Raw genomic sequence first — 21279 nt, forward strand, 5'->3', positions numbered from 1 at the left:
GACCCCCGAGCCCCACGGCCCCGTCGCGCGGCGCGCCGGCGCCTCGTCCGGCCCCTGGCCCCCGCCCGCGGCAGGGCGCGGAGGCGCGGCGTGAGCGCCCTCGACATCGCCAGCGCGCTCGCCTCGCTGACCGACCCCGGCGCGCTGCGCTTGCTCGGGTCGTACACGGCCGGCGGCCCCTGCATGGTCGGCGTCACGACGAAGGCCGCCGGCAGCACCGACGGCTTCTGGGAGCGGCACGACGGCGGCGACGAGCTCCTCGTGGTCCTCCGCGGGCGCGCGACGTTCACGATCGACCTGCCCGACGGCACGACGGAGGTGACCGACGTCGGCCCGGGCCAGGCGCTGCTGATCCCGCGCGGCGCGGCGCACTCGGCGCGCGTCGCCGACGACGTGCACGTGTTCTTCGTGACGCCCGGCGACGGCAACGCCACCTGGCGCGACGCCGAGGCGGGCGCCCGCCCGGCGCCCGGCGAGGAAAGCGCCGCGCTCAGGCGAGGCGCGCCGCGATGAGCGGGATGTCGTCTTCCAGATGGCGGGTGGTCCGGTAAGGCTGCCAGCCGAGCTCGCCGCGCGCGCGCTCGTTCGACATCCGGTTGTCGAGCGCGAGCAGCATCGCGAAGAACGGCCCCCAGATCGCGCCTGCCTGCTCGCGCGAGGCGCTCGCGACAGGCACCTTCAGGGCGCGACCTATCCAGCGAGCCACGTCGCCCGTCGCCACGTTCGCGCCGGCCCCGTTGTAGATCCGGCCCGGCGGCGCCTTTTCCAGGGCGAGGACGTACAGCTCCGCCAGGTCGTCGACATGGACGCACGTGACCTGGTTGTCGCCCGCGCCGAGGTGATGGGAGACGCCGTGCTGGCGCGCGGCCGCCACGAGCTTCGGCAAGACGCTCTGGAGCGTGTCGCTGTGCGTGAGGATCGAGGGGCGGATGACCGCGCTCCGGATCCCCCGCTCCGCCGCGGCCAGGTAATCGCCCTCGACCTCGCGCCGCACCGCCGCCGCGTGACCGGGCGCCGAGGGGTGGTCCTCCCCCACCGGGACGGGCCCCGTGTCGCCCACCACGCCGGTGGCGGTCGTCCCGATCAGGCACTTGCCCGTCCCGGCGAGCGCCGCGGCGAGGGCCTGCGCCACGCGCCGCTCCTGCGCCACCGCCGCGCGGAGATCGCCGCCGCGCATCTCGAAGGCGATGTGCACGGCGGCGTCCGCGGACCGGGCCGCCTCGGCCAGGACCTCCACGTCGTCGAGCGACGCGCGCAGCGGCTCGGCCGGGACCCCCATGTCCCGCAGGCGCCCCGCGCTCGCCTCGTCGCGCACCGCCGCGATGACGGCGTGTCCCTTGTCATGGAACCGCCGCGCGACCCGTGACCCGATATACCCCGTCGCTCCAGTGACCAGTATCCGCATGAGCACCACCCTTTCCCCTGAGCCCCCCACCCAGGCGACGCCCGCGAGATTAAGGCCCCCCACCATGAAGTCGAGTGAATAGGATGTATATGAATCATAAATTCAATTTATGAGAAGGATCTCGACGTCGACCTGCGCCCGATCCTCCTCGTGGTGTCGGAGGCGGGTAGCGTCGCGACGGCGGCGAGCCGCCTGTACCTCACGCCCACCGCGGGGAGCGCGGCGCTGCGGCGGCTCGCGGCGGCTCGCGTCGGCTCGCGCCGGCGTGGGGGGCGCCGCCCTTCGTCCGCGCGGGGCGCGGGCTCGCGCTGACGGCGCGCGGTGATCCCGGCGCAGCTCCGCGCCGTCGCCGACGCGCCGAGCTGGCCCCGCGGAGCGCTCGCGCGCCCGTATCCATGTGAAGCATCGTCGCAAAGTTGTGGTGGCGGTTAGAAAGACGAAATACGTTCAAGACGCCTTGGAGTGCGCCAATACATCTCCGCCTCCAGCGCCGAGCCGTATCGATTTCTGTCCTTGCAGAGCCCGCCACGATGACTGATAAGGAAGAGGCTGGCCGGGGGGAGATCGGCTTGACGGCATGGCGTTCACGCTCCCCTGCATCGACGTCTCGGACTGGAAGACATTCGAGCTTCTCCAGCTCGTCATCGACACCATCCCGGACCCCATCTTCGTCAAGGATCGGCGACATCGCTGGATCGCCTGCAACCCGGGCTTCTGCGGGTTGATCGGGCGGGGCTACGAGGAGCTGATCGGCCGCAGCGACCCGGATTACTGGCCGAAGCACCAGGCGGACCTCTTCTGGAGCTATGACGATGCGGTCTTCGACTCCGGCGAGCCGAACGAGAACGAGGAGGTCGCCACGGGCTCGGACGGGGTGACGCGCACGATCTGGACCCGCAAGTTCCCCATGAAGAACGCGCGGGGCGACGTGGTCGGCCTTTGCGGGATCATCACCGATATCACCGACCTGAAGCGGCGGCACACGGAGGCCGAGCGGATCGCGGCGGAGAACCGGGAGCAGCGCGCGATCATCGACGCGCAGGCGGCGATGCTCGATCGGGTGGCGATGCCGGTCATCCAGGTCTGGCAGGGGATCCTGCTCATGCCGCTGGTCGGGGAGATCAACGACCGGCGCGCTGCCCAGGCGCTCGAGACCCTGCTCGAGGCCGTCAGTCAGCGGAGCGCGGAGTTCGTGATCCTCGATATCACCGGCGTGCCGGTCATCGACACCGCCGTGGCGCGCCACCTGGTGCGCGCCGTCCAGGCGGCGGAGCTGCTCGGCTGCCGGAGCGTGATGGTGGGCATCGGCCCGGAAATCGCCATGACGCTCGTGGGGCTGGGCGTGGACTTCGGCCGGATCACCACGCAGGGCACGCTCCAGAGCGGCCTCGCGTATGCGATGAGCCGCCTCGGCGCGAAGCGCGCGGCCAGCGCGCCCGCCCGCTGACCCTGCCCCGGCGCGCCGCGCGGCGCGAGCTCACGCGCCCCAGAGCGCCTTCACGCCGTCGGCGATGAACTGCACCGCGATGGCGGCCAGGATCAGGCCCATGACGCGCTCGAGCACGGCCACGCCGGACGCCTTGAGCACCCGCTGCAAGAGCCCCGCGCCGCGCAGCACGAAGTAGGAGGCCACGAAGGTGATGGCCACGCTGGCGAGCACCAGCGCCATGGCGACGAGGTCGTCGCCCCCGCGCGACATGAGCACCATCACGGTGGCGATGGCGCCCGGCCCGGCCAGGAGCGGCATGGCCAGCGGCACCAGCGCCACGTCCTCCTTCGCGATGCCCTCCTGCTCCTCGGACGGGGTCGTGCGCGTCGCGGAAGCGCGGGCGCGCAGCATGTCCAGCGACGTGATGAGCAGCAGGATGCCGCCCGCGACGCGGAACGCGCCGAGCGAGACGCCGAAGATCTTGAAGATGACGCCGCCGAAGAGGGCGAAGAAGAGCATCAGCCCGCCGGCGACCGCGCACGCCCGCCGCGCCGTGCGCCGCACCTTCTCCGGCGGATCGCCCGCGGTCATCGTCAGGAACAGCGGCACGATGCCGATGGGGTCCACGACGAAGAAGACCGCCGACAGCGACATGAGGAACAGCGAGACGTACCCGCTCATCGTCGCCCGCCGCCGCCGCGATGGGTCCCGGCGCGCCGCGCGACCTCGGCGGCGCCGGGCAGCGCGGCCCCGTCCACCGCGGGCCCCGCGCCCGGGCGCGAGGAAGAGCGCGCGCGCCGCACGTCCTCGATCCGCCGAGGGCAACTGCAGGGGTACGGGTCGACACGGCGCACGGCGAGTTCAGTAGCACTCTCCCCGGCCGGCGGCTCCACCTCGGCTCCGGGCCGCCGGTCTGTCCAGCGCCTCGAGCGCCGGACGAGAACGAACCGGCGGTCGAGGGAATGGACAGGCGCGGCCGCCCGCCGCCGGAGCGGTCGTGTCGAGATCACGCGCTTCGACGCACCGGGCGCCGCGCGTTTCGAGTAGCCTGCGCGCGACGTCTGCTCGGGGCTCTCCCTGTCGCCCTCGCGTCATCCACGACCCACCAAGGAAAGCGACGAATGACCACCACAGCCGAAGCGCCGACCTCCGACCGCGAGCTCGTGTTGACGCGCATCATCGACGCGCCGCCCGAGAAGGTGTTCAAGGCATGGACCGATCCCGAGCTGCTCAAGCAGTGGTTCGCGCCAAAGCCCTTCACCACGCCTGTCGCCGAGCTCGACCTCCGGCCCGGCGGCGCCAACCTGATCGTGATGCGCGACCCGCAGGGCAACGAGTACCCGAACCGGGGCGTCTATCTCGAGATCGTCGAGAACGAGCGGATCGTCTTCACCGACGCCTACACGAGGGCGTGGGAGCCGTCGGCGAAGCCGTTCATGACCGTGATCATCACGTTCGAGGACCAGGGCGGCAAGACGAAGTACACCGCCCGCGCGCGGCACTGGACGGTCGCCGATCGCGAGGCGCACGAGAAGATGGGGTTCCACGAAGGCTGGGGCCAGTGCGCCGACCAGCTCGCGGCCCTCGTCACCGCGAACGGGTAAGAAGTGACGCCTGGCGACCTCGCCGTGCGGTGAGGGTCGTTCGTCCCTCGGGGGCCGCCCCTGTCCGTCGACGCAGCGAGAGCGACGGACAGGCAGGCGGGGGTCGCGACACAGAGGCGGCGAGTCGGGCGGTGAGGCTCCGGGGCCGAGGCGCTCGCCGGGGACGGGCGGCGCTTCAGCTCTTCGGGATACGCCACGTCGCGCCGGCCCGGAAGAAGAACACGTCCGGGAGGCTCTGGCCGCCTCCGGGGATGCCGTCGTCGTCGTCGTTCATCGGCTCGAAGCGGCGGAACAGGCTGTGGCCCGCCTGGGCCGTCAGCCACACCGAGGAGAACGCGCGCACGCCGAGGGTGACGCCCGCGGTCGCGACCGAGTAGGCGATGTGGTCGACACACTGCTCGGGCCGCGCCACCCGCTCATCCTGCTCGGTCAAAGGGTCGTCCGCAGGCTGCGCCGCGCAGGGCCACGCGCCCGTGACGCGCGGATCGCGCACCGCGTAGGCGTTACCCGCCACGTCCGCGCGCAGGCCGAGCTCGACGCGATCCGAGAACGTGAGCTTCGCCGTCGCGAAGCCCGGAAGGAAGGCCTCGAGTCGGAAGTACGGACTCGGCGCCCACTCGACGTAAGCGGCCGGCAGCGGGAGGAACGAGCCGAAGCTGAAGGACGCGAGCGCTCCACCCCCGAGGACGAGCTTCTCCGAGAGCGTGTGGGTCGCCAGCGCGAGCGCGCTGACGCGGGCGAGCCCGCCGTCGAACCCCTCGAAGTCGCCCGCCAGCCCCGGCGCCACGCGCAGCGAGAGCGCCCAGTCGTGGGGAAGGAGCTGGACGAAGAGCGCGGCGACGTCGACGGAGTGAAAGGCCCGGAGCTGGTCGAAGCCGGGCGAGGCATCGGCGTAGGAGACCGCCTCGACGTGGTATGCCACCCCCGGGATCAGGTACGTCTTCTCCCCGAGGGGGATCGGCACGTTGGCGCTCACCTCGTACGACGTGACCTGCGCCCGCGTGGGGCGCGGATCCTCGAGGGCGACGCCCGGCATGTACTGCGCGCTCAGGTCCACGAGATCGGGGAGCTGGCCCCACGCCACGCCGGGCGCGAAGACCCACAGGAGCGCCGCGAGGACGAGGAGCCGCGAGGTCCGCGCGCTCCGGCGGGGGCCGTCGCCCCGTCGCCTCTTCCGCAGGGAGAGCAGGGAGCGCGCCGCGGTGCGATCGGCCGGCCTCATCGCGCCACCCGCTCGTCGAGCCAGTCGAAGAGCCGCGCCTGGGCCAGCAGCTGGTTGCCGCCCTGGCAATGCACCTGCGACGCGGTGCTCGCGTCGAACACCATCATGTGCTTCGGGCACGTGAGCGCGCGCAGGAGGCGCTCCGACTCGCCCGGAGACGCGTCCTCGGCGCTGCCCTCCATGATCAGCGTCTCGCACCGGATGTCCGCGACGCCGTCGCTGTTGTCGTATTTGCCGAGCTCATCGATCACCTCGTGCGGCGTCGAGACGCCGTGCTTCCAGGTCACGTCGTCAAAGTACCAGCGAGCGTCGGGCAGCACGACCGACGCGGCGTCGATGGCGCGGTCGAAGGCCGCGGGCCCGCGCCGGTGCAGCTCGAGCACGCCGGGTATCGACGCGAAGTGGCGCAGCATCGCGTCGCGCCAGCTGACGACGCCCGGGTTGGCGACGAGGGCGCGCAGGCGGCGCTCGCGCGACGCCGCGCGCGGCGCGAGGTAGCCGCCGAACGAGAGGCCCATCAGCACGAACCGATCGGCGTCGAGCCGCTCGTCGCGCTCGGCGAAGTCGAGCACGCGGCCCACGGGGACCTCCCAGTCGGGCCGGAACGGGTGTCCATGGAGGCGCAGCGAGGCGCCCTGGCCAGGGCCGTGGAACGAGAGGACGTGGTAGCCCCGCTCGAGCGCGCCGTCGATGACCCACATCGTGTCCTCGGGCCACGCGTGGAGGCCCTGCTGGAGCACGATCGTGGGCGCGCGCTCGACGCCAGGCGCGTAATGGACTCGCCCGTGGAGCACCCCGCGCTCGTAGGGGATGTCGACCTGCCTCGAGTCGTAGCCCCGCATGCGCAGCGCCCGCCCGTGCAGGTCGAGCGCCGCGATCGTCGCCTCGACGAGGCGTGGATCGGCGCGATCCGCGTAGCGCATGAGCCCGGCCCGGTAGTACGCGCCCGCGCGGAGGAAGTGCGACGCGGCGCTCCGCGCGTGGCCGCGCGCCTCCGCCTCCTCCCCGTAGCCCCGCACGCGCTCCGCGGTCGCCAGCCACTGCTCGAACCACGAGCGCTCGTCGCCCGGGCGGATGCGCGTCGCCGTGTCGAGCACCTCGCCCACGTCGGTCAGGCCCATCGACGCGAGGCCGAGCCAGAACACGATCTGCGCGTCCATCACCGGCTGGCCGACGAACTTGTAGCGGTGCCAGACGCTCGCCGCCTGGCCCTGCCCGAGCACGTCGTCGCCGTGGAACCGCGCGGAAGCGACCTCCTTGTCGAGCCCGCGGCGGCCCGTGGCGAAGCCGAGCGCGGCCGCGCCGCCCGCCACGGCCGTGTGGGTGAGAAATCTCCGCCGTTCGATCATGGATGCACCTCCAGGGCTGATAAAACAAATGATTGAAACAAGTGTTTCAACAGTTGACGCCTGGGCGGAGGGTTGTCAAGGTGCGTTTCAAACAACTGTATGAACGACCGAGACCGACCCACCTCCGCGGACGATCCACGGCAGAGGCTCGTCGTCGCTGCGATCGAGCAGATCGAGCAGCACGGCATCGGGCAGGCGACGGTGCGCAAGATCGCGGCCGCGGCCGGCGTGAACATCGCCGCGGTGAACTATTATTTCCGGTCCAAGGAGGCGCTCCTCGCGGCGGCGCTCGAGGTCTCGATCCGCAACATGCTCGAGGACGGCGAGGAGCTCCTCGCCCGGATACCTGGCGAGCCCATGGACGCGCTCAGCGGGCTGCTCGGCTACTACCTCGAGGGCTGCCTGCGCTTCCCGAACCTGAGCAGGGCCCACCTGAACGACGCGTTTCACGCCGACGACTACAGCGGTCCTTTTCCGGTGCTGTTCACGCCCGTGATCGGGCGCCTGCGCGATCTCGTCCAGGCGGCCGTGCCCGGGCTCGACGAGCGCGCGGCCGCGCACCGCGTCGTGGCCGCGCTCTCGGCGGTGTTCTTCCCGGCGTTCTTCGCGGGGCTCTACCAGGGCCTGGGCGCGCTCGGCTCGCCGGCCGACCGCCTCGCCTACGTGCGAGAGCTGGCGCGCCAGACCCTGGCGCCCCCGCCCGCGGCATCCCCGGCGCCCGCGCCATCCCCGGCACCGGCGCCATCCCCGGCACCGGCGCCTCGAGGCCGGCGGCCGAAGCGCGGGTGAACGACGTCGCCGGCGCGCTCGGGGCGAGGCCGGCGGCGTCAGCTCAGGGCGCCGCGGGCTCGCTCGCCTTGATGCGACGGGCCGCTTCTTCCTGGGTGATCTCGTCGGTGCTGGCCGCCTCCCAGTGGGTGACCGCGTAGTTCGGCTCGATCAGCTCGTTCACCGCGTCCACCGCTGCCACGTGCGCCGGGCTCATGACGAAGGCGTACATCTCATCGGTCGAGGCCCAGACGGCCAGCGTGCGCCCGGAGCCGCAGGACGGCGACTGGGCGAGCTGGATCGCCACGAGGCCGGGCTGCGACGCGAGCTGCGCCTGGATCGCCCCGAAGTACTGCATGTACTTCTCCCGCGCGGCGTCCCCCGGCAGGGGGACGCCGTAGGTCGCGCTGATCGTGTACGACGAGCCCTCCGGCGGCGGCCGGAGCTTGCCTGTCTCGGGATCCACGCCGGGCCCGCTCAGCGGCGCCGCCTGCAGATCGGCCTCGAGCGCGCCGCCCGTGCACTCGGGGTCAGAGGTCTGGGGCGCCGTCCCGCCCGAGTCGGAGCCGCATCCCGACAGGATCACCCCGAGCGCAGCGACGATCGCGGCCGCGATTGCGCGCGAGGAGAGCTCGATCGTCTCGTTCAACCTACGTGTCTTCATGGTCATGGTCCTTTCTGTTCGTGTGCTCCGGGGAGCTCAGTCGGCGCGCGAGACGATCCCGAACACGAGCTCGGGGAACGTCCTTTCGAGGCGACGAGAGTGGAAGTCCGTCCTGCGGCCCATGCTGCGCACCTGCACCGGCGTGCCGGGCGGCGGCGCGTCGCCGAGCGTGACGACCCAGGTGAGGGCCTCGCCGTCGCGCACGGCCACATAGGTGTACGAGCCGGCCGGGAGGCGCTCCTCCACGCGGCCGGCCATGGGCGCGCGGTCGGCGGCGGAGCGGGCGAGCTGGCCGAGAGGGTTCGCGGCGACAGCGTCGAGCGGCCCCGCGGCCGCGGAGGGCCTGTCGAGCCGCCACGCGAGCGCGATGAAGAGCGCCGCGAAGACCGCGAGGCCGAGGAGCGGCTTCACGAGCCGGCGCCGGGCGTGCCGCGGCGCCGCGCTCCGCGCCGCTCGGGCAGAGGAGACAAGCATCATCTGAGACTCCTTGAGGGCGCGCCGCGAGCGTCCCTCCTGGGGCCACCGCTGCGTCACCGAATGCACCTGCGTTCCCGGACGATCGCGGAACGTTCAACCGCGACCGCGATTTCGTTCGCGACGGTCGGCATGAGCGCAGGCAGCGCTAACGCAACGCGTTATAATACATGAACAGAGCCGAGGCGGCGGCGTATTGATGGCCAGAGACGGATGGCGGATAAGGGCGCCGTGAGCATCCAGGACGACGCCCCGCTCCTGTCGGTGATGAGCCACTTCGGCCTGAGCGAGGACGCGCTGCTCGGTATCGGCGGTGAGGCGTGCGTCTTCGCGCTCGACGAGGACAAGATCGCGCGCGTCCACCACCCCGGGACGGCGCGGGAAGCGGTCGACCTGCGAGCCCGGTTGCTCGAGGACCTGCGCCGGAGCGCGAGCGCGGTGCCGTTCTCGATCCCACATGTCCTGGAGATCACCGAGCGTCACGGGCGCCTCATCACGATCGAGCCGCGCCTCCCGGGGCGGCCTCTCCTGCGCGTGCTCGGGGAGGCGACGGGCACCGAGCGCGACGACCTCATCACGCGCTTCCTCGAGGCCTCGACGCGCCTCTGCGCCCTGCGCCTGGACCATGAAGGGTACGGCGACCTGTGCGAGGCCGAGCCGATCCGGGCGAGCTCTCACCGCGCTTACCTCGAGCAGCGTGCGAAGAAGAGCCTGGCGTCCGCCGGGAGCGCCTTCGCGGGCGTCGATGCGTCGCGGCTCGCGGCCGCGCTGCCCGAGCCGGATCGGCCGAGCTTCGTGCACATGGATCTCTTCCCGGGCAACGTGCTCGTCGAAGATCGGGAGGTGAGCGCCGTCGTCGATTTCGGGGGCCCATCCGCCCTGGGGGACGCCCGGCTAGAGCCGCTGTCGGCCGTCGCTTATCTCACGCCGTTCATCACCCCGACCGCCACGGATCGCGATCGGCGCCTGGCCCGCGAGTGGCTGCAGGCCCAGCGCCTCGACGCCCTGCTCGCGCCGGCGGAGCGCTGGCTGGCCGCCCGCTGGTCGTTCGCTCGAGACGACGTGCGGCTGCATCAGTGGTGCCGAGAGGTGCTGCTCGAGCCGGCGGAGCATGGCTGAAGCCGACATGCCCTGAGCCGAGCGCCGTCTGCGGCCCGCGCCGGGCTCCCCGCGGGCGGGGAGCCCCCCGCGCGTCCCGGGATCAGCCGGCCCAGACCTGCTCCAGGGCCGCGATGTAGGCATCGAGCGAGGTCGTCTGCTCGGCCTTCGCGTCCACCACCTTCCCCGCCGCGTCGCGGATCGGCGTGAGCATCGGCGGGATCGTCGCGATGGTGCGCGGCAGGTCCAGCGCCTTGAGCCGGGCCAGCACCTCGTCGCGCCACGCCGGGTTGATCCGGCTCCCGTGGCGCTCGACCAGCGCCTTCAGCGCCTCTCGATCGCCCGTGGCCTTGATGCGGTGGAGCTCCGCGAGCAGCTCGCCCGAGGCCTTGCGCCAGGCGTCAGGGTCCTTCACCACGAAGAAGGTCTTGCCCTGGCGCACCTCGACGGCGACAGCGCCCCTGTCCTTGACCCAGCCAAAGGCGATCAGCTCGGCGCGGAGGTGGTCCTCCTCGGCCACGTCGCCCTGCGGGACCGTCCTCAGCATCGTGAGCTGCGTCGTCGCCGCGTAGGCGGGGAAGGCCCGCGCGCAGGCGGCGTCCGGCAGGATGCCGATCTCGACCGTCTTCGGGTCGCCGGTCAGCCAGTCGGCGACGCGCTCGGCGCGGCCCTCCTCCAGGGCCGCGTAGTAGGGGGCGAGGAGCTCCGCCGGATCGGCCTTGAGGTCCGGGTTCACCTTGCCCGAGCCGTGGCCGGTGACCTCGTGGAACGAGGTCGCCGCGAAGCTCATGTGACGCCCGCAGCGGCGGATCTCGGCGCGCGCCTCCTCCGGGGCGAACTCGTCGATCATCTTGTCGTAGGTGAGCGCCTCGCGGGTATCCATCGTGGAGAGGACCACGAAGTTCTTCGAGCCGTGCTTCTCGCGGATCGCCTGCGCGTTCGGCAGGTTCACGCCCGAGAACGTGAACGGCCCGCCGTCGCCCGTGGCCGCGATGGCGATCACGGCCGCGGCCGCGGGCACCTGGAAGGCGTCGCGCTTCCACCTCGCCTCCCACGGCATCTTCTGCTCGAAGTATTGCGCGTTCCTCGCGAGCGCCTGGAGCGGCGGATCGCGCTCCGGATCGGCGATGAACACGATGCCCTCGAAGCCGCCCTTGCGCGCGCGGACGTCGTTGTACGTCTCGATGAAGCCGAGGATGTAATCGACCGGGAAGACCTGCTTGAGCCAGGCGACGTCGTGCTCGGTGAACTCGCCCGGCTCGCCCGTCTTCAGGTACCGGACGAGGTGCTGGAGCGCCCCCTGCTGCACGGGCGGCGCGAGCGCGACGGCGGCCTCGAGGTGCTTCACCACCCGGCCGAGCTCCTTCGCGCCCACGCCGGGCGGCGCGCCGTCGCCGCCGGCCCGATAGACCTCCTCGACGAGCTTGCCGCCCTTCTTGACGATACGGCCGTTGAGCTCGTACTTCTCCTTGAACTTCTCGAGGTCCTTGCTGTTCACCCCCTCGTAATGGTTGGCGGCGGACTCGAGCAAAGGGTCCTTGCCGTTGCCCGGCGTCTTGTTGGTGACGACGGGCGCCACCTTCGGGTCGAAGAGCCCGGCGAGCAGGTCCTTCGGGACAGCGATGTTCAGCGCCCTGGCCGCGCCCTCCAGCTCCTGCTGCGAGAAGGGCGGGACGAGCTTCTGCCCCGTGCGCGCGTCGTGGATCCCGTGGTGCAGGAAGAGCATCTTCCGGTAGGTCGCGAGCCTGTCGCGCAGCGCGGGATCGAGCCTGTCCTTCTGCGCGAGGAGCCGGATCATGAGCTCCGTCGCGGGCCAGGCGTACCTGGAGGTCTGCATCGTGAACAGCGGGTCGCCCGCGAGCGCGGCCTGCGCGAGGTGGTAAGCGAGCGCGCGCTGCCCGGGCGTGAGCCTGTCGAAGCCGCGCGGCGCGTACGAGGCCGCGGTCACGCCGCCCACCTCCTCGAGCACCTTGACGGTGCTCCTGGCCGCCGCGGGGGCGGCGCTATCCGGCGCGGCCGCGCCGGTGGCCGGCGCCGCGCTCGCGACCCCGGCCGCGGGCGGCGGGGGCGCCGGCGCGGCAGGCTCGGCCGGCGGCTGGGCCGGAGAGCAGGCGGACTGGAGGGCTGCGCAAAGGGCGAGGGGGGCGACGAGGTGCTGGCGGTACATCGTGGGCGGGATCAGTACCGAAAGCGCCCGCCGGCGAGAAGGCCTCCGCGGCACGGCAAAGGGGTTCGTCACGGACGGTCCGGCGGACACGGCCGGCGCGGCGATCCCCCTTCCCCGCGTGGCGCGCGCTCGGCGGCCAGCGGGGCGCCCGCGGCGCTGATCAGAAGAAGGAGTAGACCGACAGCTCGAGGCGCTCGTTGGTCGCGGTCACGTCGTCGGCGAAGGTCTGCTCCGAGTACTGGAACGAGAGCCCGGTGCGGACGGCCGGCGTGATGTCGATGAACACGTTGCCATCGATGTAGCGCGACTCGCGGAAGGCGGTGCGGAGGGCGGCGTAGCCGTTCTCCTCCGTCACCCGGTCGTTCCAGCCCTGGGTGTAGTTGCCGGAGATGGAGATGCGCCCCGACGGGGGCAGGTAGTACTGGAGCCCGACCATGAAGCCCTTCCAGCCGATGGTCTTCAGGTTGCCGTTCGCGTCATAGACGACGAGGCCGTTGTCGATGCCCGGCGCGTAGGTCGCGCCGTCGGGGAGCGCCGGCTGCGGCACGCCGTTCGCGACGCCGACCATGTCCGCGATGCCCGTGCCCGTGAAGAACGAGCCGGTCAGCGTCAGCGCATTGCCAGGGTCGTCCAGCGCGGTGGCCGGGATGACGGGGATCATGGCGTCCAGCGAGAGCCCGTATCCATCCGCCGAGCTCGCGTCGACCGGGGCGGCGGCGAACTCGGGGACCCGGAAGTGGCGGTAGACACCCGAGACGCCGATGGTCAGCGGGTCGATCAACATGCCGCCGGCGCCGAGCGTGTGGATCCCCTTCCAGCCGTTGACGCCGAAGCGGAGCCCCGCCTGCACGTCCGGCACCTCGGCGTCGCGCTGCGGCGGCTTGGCGGCGGCCGCGGCGATCTCCAGGTTGACGGGATCCGTCTTGAAGGTGTGGCCGACGCGGAGCTGCGGCATCCGGCCGAAGACCTGGTTCATCACCGGGAAGAAGGACGTCGTGGCCGGGAAGAAGAACGGCTGCCACCCGAACAGGTGGTAGTACTGGCCGATCAGGACGTCGACGTACTCCGACTCCACCTTGATGTTGGCCTGACGCAGGCGGAAGGTGCCGCTGCTCACGAGCGACGCCTCCGAGACGGTGGGCGGCTGGTTGCCGAAGAAGTCGAGCTCCAGGTTGGCGGTGGTCTTCATCCCCGCGAACTCGGGCGCGCTCACCTTGACGCCGAACCTCGAGTTGCGCGTCGTGAAGTGCGTGCGGCCGTGCGAGCCGGCGTAGGTGTCGTCGCGCTGGACGACCGTGGCCCCCACCGACTCGCCGAAGCTCTGGGTGGAGTCGTGCATGATGTTGAACTCGGCCATCCCGTAGATCGTGGCCTTCCACTTGGAGGTCACGGGAACGGCGGCCGGGACGGCGGGCTTCGTCACCTCCGCGGGGGGAGCCGGCGGCGGCGCCGCGGCCGCGGGCGCGCCGCCCGGGAGCGGCGGCGGCGTCGCCGGCGCATCCGTGCCCGTCGGCAGCTGCGTCGTGGCGGCGTCCGTCGGCGGGGGCGTTGCCGCCGGCTGGGCCGGCGCAGCGGCGGCCGGCGGCGGCGCCGCGGCCGGCGCCTGCCCACCCGCCGGCGCGGGGGCCTGGCCGTGCGCGGCCGCAGCCACGAGGAAAATCGACGCACCGAATAGGTTCGCAACCTGCGATTGGTTCATGTTCGAAGCCCCTGGGTTCTCGATGGCGCCGGGGATGCCCCATGAGCGCCACAAACCATTGATTTGTTTGTACTTTTGCGTCGCGCCGTGCGGAGCGTGACCCGGGCTGCAGGTCAATCTCCCCCGGCGGCGCAGGCCGGGATGGAAAGGACGAGCGGCGCTCTCGCCGCCTGCGCGCGCTTCACTTCACGTCGGGCGGCACGCGTCGCGGAACGCGCGGGCGCGGGCGACGAGCTCCTCGCGGCGCCCCTCGCGCAGGAGCTTGAGATCCACGAGGTTGCCGCCGACGCCGACCGCCACCGCGCCCGCGGCGAGGAAGGTGCCGATGTTCTGCAGCGTCACGCCGCCGGTGGGCATGAGCGGGATATGCGGCAAGGGCGCCTTGAGCGACTTGAGGTACGAGGCGCCGCCGAGGGCGTCGCAGGGGAACACCTTCACGACGTCTCCGCCCGCCCGGTGCGCCGCCACCACCTCGGTCGGCGTGAGCGCGCCGGGGGCGTGGACGATGCCCATCGCGCGGCACGCGCCCGCCGTCGCCTCGTCCAGCGCGGGGCTGACGACGAAGCGCGCCCCGGCCTCGACGCACGCCTCGGCGGTGCGGGCGTCGAGCACGGTGCCCGCGCCGACGAGCGCGCGCTCGCCGTGGAGCGCCGCGATCTCGCGCACGACCTCCACCGCGCCGGGCACGGTCATCGTGATCTCGAGCACGTCGATCCCGCCCTCCAGGAGCGCCTCGACCGCCTGGAGCGCCTCCTCGGCCGAGCCGGCGCGCACGACGGGGACGATGCGTGTGCGCTGGATCCACCCGAGCACGTCTTGCTTGCTCATCGTCCTGCTCTCCGTTCCACTCACGGTTCCACTCACGGTTCCACTCACGGTTCCACTCACGATTCCACTCACGATTCCGCTCTCGTTTCCACTCACGATCGCGCTCATCGATCCACCCGCGCCGTGCCCAGCTTCATCGCCTTGAGCACCTCATCGAGGGTGGCCATCGTCGTGTCGCCGGGCGTCGTCATCGCGAGCGCCCCGTGCGCCGCGCCGCAGTCGACGGCCCACTGCGGCCCCTTGCCCGTGAGAAAGCCGTAGATCAGGCCGGAAGCGAACGAGTCGCCGCCGCCCACGCGGTCGTAGATCTCGAGATCCTTGCGCTCGGGCGCCTGGTAGAGCCGGCCGCCCTCGTACAGCACCGCGCTCCAGTCGTTGCGCGTCGCGGAGGTCGCCACGCGGAGGGTCGTCGCGACCGCCTGGATGTTCGGGAACGCCGCGATGACGCGCTGGATCATCGCCTCGAACGCGCCGACGTGCAGGTTGGCGTGCGCGTCGTCGAGGTCCTCGACCTCGAAGCCCAGCGCGGCCGTGAAGTCCTCCTCGTTGCCCAGCATCACGTCGACGTACGGCGCGAGGGCGCGGTTGACCTCCCGCGCCCGGGCCTGCCCGCCGATCGACTTCCAGAGCGAAGGGCGGTAGTTGAGATCGTAGGAGACGATGACGCCGTGCCGCCTGGCCGACTCCATCGCTTCCTTGGCCACGCCCGGCGTCGTCTCGGAGAGGGCGGCGAAGATGCCGCCTGTGTGGAACCACCTCGCGCCCTCCGCGCCGAAGATCGCGTCCCAGTCGACGTCGCCGGGCTTCAGCTGGGAAGCGGCGGTGTGGCCGCGGTCCGAGGCGCCGACCGCCCCGCGGATGCCGAAGCCCCGCTCCGTGAAGTTCAGGCCGTTGCGCACCGTCCGCCCCACGCCGTCATGGGGCGTCCAGCGCAGGTGCGTGAGGTCCACGCCGCCCTGCAGCATGAGATCCTCGATGAGGCGGCCGACGGGGTTGTCCGCCAGGGCGGTCACGATGGCCGACCGCAGACGGAAGCAGCGGCGGAGGCCGCGGGCGACGTTGTACTCGCCGCCGCCCTCCCACGCGTTGAAGGTGCGGGTGGTCGAGATGCGGCCGTCGCCTGGATCGAGGCGAAGCATGACCTCGCCGAGCGAGACGAGATCCCAGCGGCAGGAGGCAGGGTCGCGGAGCGGGATGGACATGGATTACCGGTAGAGGTGCGCGCCACGGGGCGGAAGGGCCTTGTCGAGGCGGAGCGCTCCGGCGAACGCTGGGGCCGCGGAGGAGCGATGAGGCGCGCCGGGGGCGGCGGTCACTGACCACCTCCAGGCGCTCGCGAGGACTGGACCTCGGCGGCGGACGGGCCCGCGTAGCCCTTGGCGCCAGCGCCCTTGGTCTCGACGATGGGCCGGCCATCGCGGTCGAACTTGACCAGCTCGGCCTTGGTCCCCTCGGCCGTCGGCCAGAAGTACCAGCGCGCGTCCATCCAGCCCACGCGGGCGGCGGGGCCCTCGGTCGGCGCGCCCTTGGCGCTGAGCTGGGTGGTCCGCGTCGCGCGGTAGTCGGCGACGGAGGCGTACGGGGGGCGGTTGAGGGTGAACTGCGTCGCCGCGATGCCGGCGAGCATCGCCAGGCCGCCGGCGATGATGAAGGCCTGCGGCACGCGCCGCTTCGGCGTGACCGGCTCGACCCGCGGCAGCAGGAGGTGCAGCGCGAGCAGCCCGACGAGGTACAGGCTCCCGGCGAGCATGAACGGCAGGGCGTACGAGCCGGTGAGCGTGAGCGACCGGGCCACGAAGATCTGGAAGAGCGCGCCGCCGACGACGCCGAACGCCGTCTTGATGCCGACCACCGTCGCCATGGCGGGACGAGGGAGGGTGTCCGAGACGAGCGTGTAGAGGTTGCTGCTCCAGCCCTGGTGCGCCGCCGCGGCGAGCGAGATGATCGCGACAGCCACGTAGACGGACGGGATGCCGCCGACGCTCGGGACGTCGACGAGCTGCCCGACGGCCATGACCGGCACCGCGGCGAGCGCGCAGGCGAGCATCGCGAGCTTGCGCGACGTGCCGACCGAGCGGCCGCTCGCGATGAGCCTGGAGGAGAGCCAGCCGCCGCCGATCGCGCCGACGTCGGCGACGATGAACACGACGGGGATCGCGTAGGCCATGAACGTCGGCGTCAGCTTGAACTCGCTGATGAGGAACTTCGGTAGCCAGGTGAGGTAGAACCACCACGGCGCGTCGGTGAAGAACTTCGCCATCGCGATCGCGTAGACGGGCCGCATCCCGAACACCTCGCCGACGCCGAGGGACTCGGTCGACTCCTTCGCGTCGGAGCGGATGTGCGCGAGCTCCTGGATCGACACCTTCGGGTGCTCCTCCGGGCGCCGGTAGAAGCGCGTCCAGAAGAAGATCCACACGACGCCGACCCCGCCGAGGAGGAGGAAGCAGGTGCGCCAGCCGTACGCCTCCGCGATGCGCACCGCGAGGAGCGGGGCGAGGATGGCGCCCACGTTCGAGCCGCAGTTGAACAGCCCGGTCGCGAGCGCCCGCTCCTTCTTGGGGAACCACTCGGCGACGGTGCGCACGGCGGACGGGAAGTTGCCCGCCTCGCCGACCCCGAGCAGGAAGCGGATCGCGGCGAAGCCGCCGAAGCTGCCGACGAACGCGTGGGCCGCGGAGGCGACGTTCCAGAGCAGGAACGTCACGCTGAGCCCCTTGCGGGTGCCGACGCGGTCGATCCAGCGCCCCACGAACACCATGCCGAAGCCGTAGGCGAGCAGGAAGCTCACGTTGATGAGCGCGAGGTCCGTCGGCCCGAGGCGCAGGTCGTTCTCGAAGAACGGGACGAGCAGCGAGAAGAGCTGCCGGTCAAGGTAGTTGATCGTCGTCGCGAAGAAGAGGAGCGCGCAGACGGTCCAGCGGACGCGGGTCATGGCGACCTGGCGCGCCGAGGCGACGGGCGTCGTGGCGGTCATTGGTTCACCCCGGAGGCGAGGAAGCCGCCGTCGACAGCGATGCTGGTGCCGGTGATGAAGCTCACCGCGTCAGAGCAGAGGAAGAGCGCCGCGCCGATCAGCTCGATCGCCTCGCCGAAGCGGCCGAGGGGCGTGCGGGCGAGCAGCTCCTGCCCGCGCGGGGTGCCCTCGAGGAGGGCGCGGTTGAGGTCGGTCACGAAGACCCCCGGCACGATGGCGTTCGTCCGGATACCGTCCTTCGCCCACTCGGCCCCGAGGCTCCGGGTGAGCGACATGACGGCCGCCTTCGACGCGCTGTAGGCCGCCACCTCGTGGAAGGCGACGAAGCTCGACAGCGAGGCGATGTTGACGATGCGCCCCCGGCCGCTCTCCCGCAGGGGGCCGTAGAACGACTGGCAGGCGCGCAGCATGCCAGTGACGTTCGTGTCGAGCAGGCTGCTCCACTCCGCGTCTCCGACCTCCGCCGTCGGCTTCCGGGCGGTCCGGCCGGCGCAGTTGACGAGGATGTCGACGCCGCCGAGCGCCTTGAGGACGCTGTCGCGCAGGGCGTCGAGCGACGCGCGGTCGCCCACGTCGCACGTCGCCTCGTGCGAGCGGACCCCGCGGGCGAGGATCTCCTTGGTGACCGCCCGCGCCCGATCGGCGCGGGTGCCCGTGGCGACCGTGTGGACCCCCGCCTCGGCGAGGCCGAGGGCGAGCGCGCGCCCGATCCCGGACGTGCCGCCCACCACGACGGCCGTGCGGCCCGCGATATCGAACAAAGTCGTCATGCTCCTAGCCACTCCCCGGCGATACCGCCCATGAGCGCCCGCGCGTCGCGCTCGATCTGCGCGTCGGTCGGCGGCACGGGCATCGCCTCGTAGCGTCGCGTCAGCGCGCGGGCGATCGATCGCCGCGTGTGGCGCCACTTGTAGATCAGCTGATCCAGGACGCGCGCGTCGGAGTGCTGCGGCACGAAGGTCGGCCCGAGCATCTCCAGGCGCATCATCGTCGTCTCCTCGATGAGGCTCGGGTTGTTCATGAACCACCAGCAGCCGAACGGCAGGACGTTCGCGAACTTGCGCGCGACGACGCAGAGGCCGTGGGTGTTCTCGCGCGCGAGCGTCGTGACGAGGAAGCGGACGTCGGGGTTGTCGGCGGCGAGCCGCTCGAGGGGCACGAGATCGGCGATGCTCACCCCGTCGCCGGCCACGCCGAGGCGGGGGTTCACCGCGCGCCGGACGCCGATCATCATCGCGAACGGCAGGTCGTGCTCGCGGCACGCGTCGAGCACGGCGCGCGGCGGGGGCGAGACCTCGTTGACGGAGATCGCCAGGTAGCGCGGCCGCATGCGGGCGATCCACCGGTCGAGCTCGGACGCGAGATCGTTCGAGGCGACGAGGCGATCGAGGCGCAGGGCCGCGTGGAACCGCGGATCGGGCGCGGCGCCCGACTCCCAGACAGCGCGCTCGGCGGGGTCGGTCGGGTCGTTCGTCATCGCGAGCGCGGCGACGCCGGCGAGGCGCAGCACGTCCTCCACGTGCTCCTCGACCCGGCGCCTGGCGAAGAAGGCGCGCGCCTCGCGGAGATCCTTCGCGGCGGGGTCGAGGCCGAACGCGTCGAGCACGGTGGCGACGCCCGCGGTGGCCTCGGAGAGCGGCGACCGGCGGACGAAGAGCGCCTCCCACACGAGGTCGGCCTGCGCGGCCTTGTCGCGCGCGAAGAACGCCTCGGGCGTGACCTTCGGCGCGGCGCGCAGGGCCTCGGCGACGAGGTAATGGTAGGTCAGGAGCTCGTCGACGCCCCAGAGGTTCAGCGCGCCGAACTGGGGCGCGAAGAGGTGGGTGTGGAGATCGATGATGGGCGCGGCGTCGACCGCCTTCGTGACGCGCTCGGCGAGGGTCATCGCGGCACCTCCGGGATACGGTCGTCCTTTGGATCGGCCCAGCGGTCGTTCGGCACGGTCGCGCACCAGGCCGGGCGCAGCGGGTCCCTGTCGTAGGGATAGGAGCCCAGGCGCCGGTACTCCTCGGCGTAGTGGGCGAGCTTCTCACGATCGAGGCGGACGCCGAGGCCGGGGCCCTCGGGGACGCGGATCTTCCCGTTCCGGTACGGGAGCGGGCCGCCGCGGATCACGTCGTCCTTGAGGTGGTGGTAGTGCGCGTCGGCGGCGAACGAGAGGTTCGGGATGACGGCGCCGAGGTGCAGCATCGTCGCGAGCTGCACGCCGAGCTCGCCCGAGGAGTGGACGGCGACGCCGAGGCCGAAGGTCTCGCAGATCCCCGCTGCCTTCACGCAGGGCCGGATGCCGCCCCAGAACGTGGTGTCGAGCAGGATGACGTCCACGGCCGTGTCCAGCACGTTGGCGGCGAGCTGCTCGAAGCCGACGACGACGGTGTTCGTCGCGAGCGGCATCCGCACCTTCTCGCGGGTGCGCCGCATCGCGTGCAGGCCGAACACGGGGTCTTCCAGGTAGTCGTTGTTGAGGCCCTCGATCGCCTGCCCGAAGCGGATGCCCTGCTCGGTCGACCAGACGGCGTTCGGGTCGAAGCGGACGCGATCCTCGCCGACGGCGTCGGCCACCGCGCGGTAGCACTCGAGCTCGTAGTCCGGGTGGAACACGCCGCCCTTGAGCTTGTGCGAGGTGAACCCGTGCTTCTTCTTCAGCGCCCTCGCCTCGTCGGCGAGCTGCTCCGGCGTGCGGACCTCGCCGGAGCCGTCGGCGTTCGGGTAGCGGAAGAAGAGGTAGGAAGCGAAGGGGACCTCGTCCTGCAGCTTGCCGCCGAGGAGGTCGTGGACCGGCACGTCGAAGGCCTGCCCGAGGAGGTCGAGGCAGGCGAACTCCAGCGCGGCGAGGACCTGGGTGCGGTTGTTGTAGAGGGAGGCCGTCGGGTTCGCGATCCTGAACCGCATCTCCTCGAGGCGGGCCGGGTCGTGGCCCACGAGGTAGCTCTTCATCGCGCGGAACACGGCCTCGGCCGACTCGCCGCCGCCGCCCATCTCGCCGAGGCCGACGAGCCCGTTGTCCGCCTCGACCTCGACGATCGTGCGCACGAAGCGGCCCCAGTGGCAGCCGTTCGCGTGGCGCAGGGGCGCCTCGAGCGGCACGGTGACGGTGGTGGCGCGGATGTCAACGATTCTCATGCAGGACAGGACTCCAGGGACCTCGGGCTGCCGGCATCCATCACCAGGCCGTCGAGGACCACCAAGGCATCAACCACTGGAACGTCGGACGACCATCGAGCGAATCGCCGCTCGAATGTGCGGCGCCCCTCATACTGCGCGGCGGCCCTCATGTCGATGCGGTACAGCGACCGGATGTCCCAAGATTTCACCCCGTCCCCCAGCTCTCCGAGCCGACTCGACAAGACAGAGGAACGCTGACGGCAGTGACACCTGCCCCGGCATGCCATCGCCTGATCTGCTGCAGAGCGCAGGCCAGATCAGCGGCCATGACGAGAAAATTGCAGCGGCGTCGAATACACGACGCCCTGCGGTACGGCGCCGGTGAATTCCCGCACCACGACCAATTGATCACGCCGCTCGCTCCGTGCTGTACGAAATCTGACGACGCGCCGGCGACGCTCGCGGATCAGCGCGCGAGGGGGCTCGAGCC

The 21279-nt window shown here is 71.8% G+C and carries 19 protein-coding genes; 5 read left to right on the forward strand and 14 right to left on the reverse strand.

Annotation, left to right across the window (positions count from 1 at the left end; genetic code table 11):
* Positions 1-90 precede the first annotated feature (90 nt).
* Positions 91-513 (forward strand): cupin domain-containing protein, encoded by a 423-nt coding sequence (locus tag WME89_RS33340; RefSeq protein ID WP_438003693.1) that lies wholly within the window; start codon positions 91-93, stop codon positions 511-513.
* On the opposite strand, the gene WME89_RS33345 is transcribed toward WME89_RS33340, so the two are convergent.
* The gene (locus tag WME89_RS33345; protein WP_438003694.1) at positions 491-1405 is read right to left on the reverse strand and encodes an NAD-dependent epimerase/dehydratase family protein; all 915 of its coding nucleotides are present in this window, start codon (positions 1403-1405) and stop codon (positions 491-493) included. The genes WME89_RS33340 and WME89_RS33345 overlap by 23 nt on opposite strands.
* Before the next feature lie 577 nt (positions 1406-1982).
* On the opposite strand from WME89_RS33345, the gene WME89_RS33350 reads away from it, so the two are divergent.
* The gene (locus tag WME89_RS33350) at positions 1983-2852 is read left to right on the forward strand and encodes a PAS domain-containing protein (RefSeq protein WP_438003695.1); all 870 of its coding nucleotides are present in this window, start codon (positions 1983-1985) and stop codon (positions 2850-2852) included.
* Positions 2853-2882: 30 nt separating this feature from the next.
* Here the strand turns inward: WME89_RS33350 and WME89_RS33355 are convergent, their stop codons facing one another.
* Complete coding sequence (locus WME89_RS33355; protein ID WP_438003696.1) at positions 2883-3515, reverse strand: MarC family protein; 633 nt, start codon at positions 3513-3515, stop codon at positions 2883-2885.
* Positions 3516-3955: 440 nt separating this feature from the next.
* Here WME89_RS33355 and WME89_RS33360 point away from each other — a divergent pair, with 440 nt between their 5' ends.
* Positions 3956-4438 (forward strand): SRPBCC family protein, encoded by a 483-nt coding sequence (locus WME89_RS33360; RefSeq protein ID WP_438003697.1) that lies wholly within the window; start codon positions 3956-3958, stop codon positions 4436-4438.
* Between the two features lie 175 nt (positions 4439-4613).
* On the opposite strand, the gene WME89_RS33365 is transcribed toward WME89_RS33360, so the two are convergent.
* Together WME89_RS33365 and WME89_RS33370 are read right to left on the reverse strand one after the other, a co-directional pair.
* On the reverse strand, positions 4614-5660 hold the full coding sequence (locus WME89_RS33365; RefSeq protein ID WP_438003698.1) for a DUF6268 family outer membrane beta-barrel protein: 1047 nt from the start codon (positions 5658-5660) through the stop codon (positions 4614-4616).
* Positions 5657-7009: an alpha/beta hydrolase family protein gene (locus WME89_RS33370; RefSeq protein ID WP_438003699.1), complete on the reverse strand. Its 1353-nt coding sequence runs from the start codon at positions 7007-7009 to the stop codon at positions 5657-5659. Before WME89_RS33370 ends, WME89_RS33365 begins: the two co-directional genes overlap by 4 nt.
* 99 nt (positions 7010-7108) lie before the next feature.
* Here WME89_RS33370 and WME89_RS33375 point away from each other — a divergent pair, with 99 nt between their 5' ends.
* The gene (locus tag WME89_RS33375; protein ID WP_438003700.1) at positions 7109-7798 is read left to right on the forward strand and encodes a TetR/AcrR family transcriptional regulator; all 690 of its coding nucleotides are present in this window, start codon (positions 7109-7111) and stop codon (positions 7796-7798) included.
* 43 nt (positions 7799-7841) lie between these two features.
* Here the strand turns inward: WME89_RS33375 and WME89_RS33380 are convergent, their stop codons facing one another.
* Complete coding sequence (locus WME89_RS33380) at positions 7842-8441, reverse strand: antibiotic biosynthesis monooxygenase family protein (protein WP_438003701.1); 600 nt, start codon at positions 8439-8441, stop codon at positions 7842-7844.
* Positions 8442-8477: 36 nt separating this feature from the next.
* The gene (locus WME89_RS33385) at positions 8478-8918 is read right to left on the reverse strand and encodes a hypothetical protein (RefSeq protein WP_438003702.1); all 441 of its coding nucleotides are present in this window, start codon (positions 8916-8918) and stop codon (positions 8478-8480) included.
* 228 nt (positions 8919-9146) lie between these two features.
* Here WME89_RS33385 and WME89_RS33390 point away from each other — a divergent pair, with 228 nt between their 5' ends.
* Entirely contained in the window at positions 9147-10034 is an 888-nt protein-coding gene (locus tag WME89_RS33390) for a phosphotransferase family protein (RefSeq protein WP_438003703.1), read from the forward strand.
* Positions 10035-10116: 82 nt separating this feature from the next.
* Here WME89_RS33390 and WME89_RS33395 read toward each other — a convergent pair whose 3' ends face one another.
* The 8 genes from WME89_RS33395 to WME89_RS33430 all read right to left on the reverse strand — a co-directional run bounded on the left by WME89_RS33395 (position 10117) and on the right by WME89_RS33430 (position 20807).
* Entirely contained in the window at positions 10117-12180 is a 2064-nt protein-coding gene (locus tag WME89_RS33395) for a dipeptidyl-peptidase 3 family protein (RefSeq protein WP_438003704.1), read from the reverse strand.
* 160 nt (positions 12181-12340) lie between these two features.
* Positions 12341-13831 (reverse strand): hypothetical protein, encoded by a 1491-nt coding sequence (locus WME89_RS33400; protein ID WP_438003705.1) that lies wholly within the window; start codon positions 13829-13831, stop codon positions 12341-12343.
* 234 nt (positions 13832-14065) lie between these two features.
* Positions 14066-14707, reverse strand: a complete 642-nt coding sequence (locus tag WME89_RS33405) for a bifunctional 4-hydroxy-2-oxoglutarate aldolase/2-dehydro-3-deoxy-phosphogluconate aldolase (RefSeq protein ID WP_437618655.1) — start codon at positions 14705-14707, stop codon at positions 14066-14068.
* 104 nt (positions 14708-14811) lie between these two features.
* Positions 14812-15909 (reverse strand): PfkB family carbohydrate kinase, encoded by a 1098-nt coding sequence (locus WME89_RS33410; protein WP_438003706.1) that lies wholly within the window; start codon positions 15907-15909, stop codon positions 14812-14814.
* Positions 15910-16019: 110 nt separating this feature from the next.
* A complete protein-coding gene (locus WME89_RS33415) occupies positions 16020-17684 on the reverse strand; it encodes an MFS transporter (RefSeq protein WP_438003707.1) in 1665 nt (554 codons plus the stop codon).
* Positions 17681-18454, reverse strand: a complete 774-nt coding sequence (locus WME89_RS33420; RefSeq protein WP_438003708.1) for an SDR family NAD(P)-dependent oxidoreductase — start codon at positions 18452-18454, stop codon at positions 17681-17683. The genes WME89_RS33415 and WME89_RS33420 overlap by 4 nt, the downstream gene beginning before the upstream one ends.
* On the reverse strand, positions 18451-19569 hold the full coding sequence (locus WME89_RS33425; RefSeq protein ID WP_438003709.1) for a hypothetical protein: 1119 nt from the start codon (positions 19567-19569) through the stop codon (positions 18451-18453). The genes WME89_RS33420 and WME89_RS33425 overlap by 4 nt, the downstream gene beginning before the upstream one ends.
* On the reverse strand, positions 19566-20807 hold the full coding sequence (locus WME89_RS33430; RefSeq protein ID WP_438003710.1) for an enolase C-terminal domain-like protein: 1242 nt from the start codon (positions 20805-20807) through the stop codon (positions 19566-19568). The genes WME89_RS33425 and WME89_RS33430 overlap by 4 nt, the downstream gene beginning before the upstream one ends.
* Positions 20808-21279: the final 472 nt, after the last annotated feature.

The organism is Sorangium sp. So ce321 (genome assembly GCF_051530195.1).
Classification (GTDB): Bacteria; Myxococcota_A; Polyangia; order Polyangiales; family Polyangiaceae; genus Sorangium.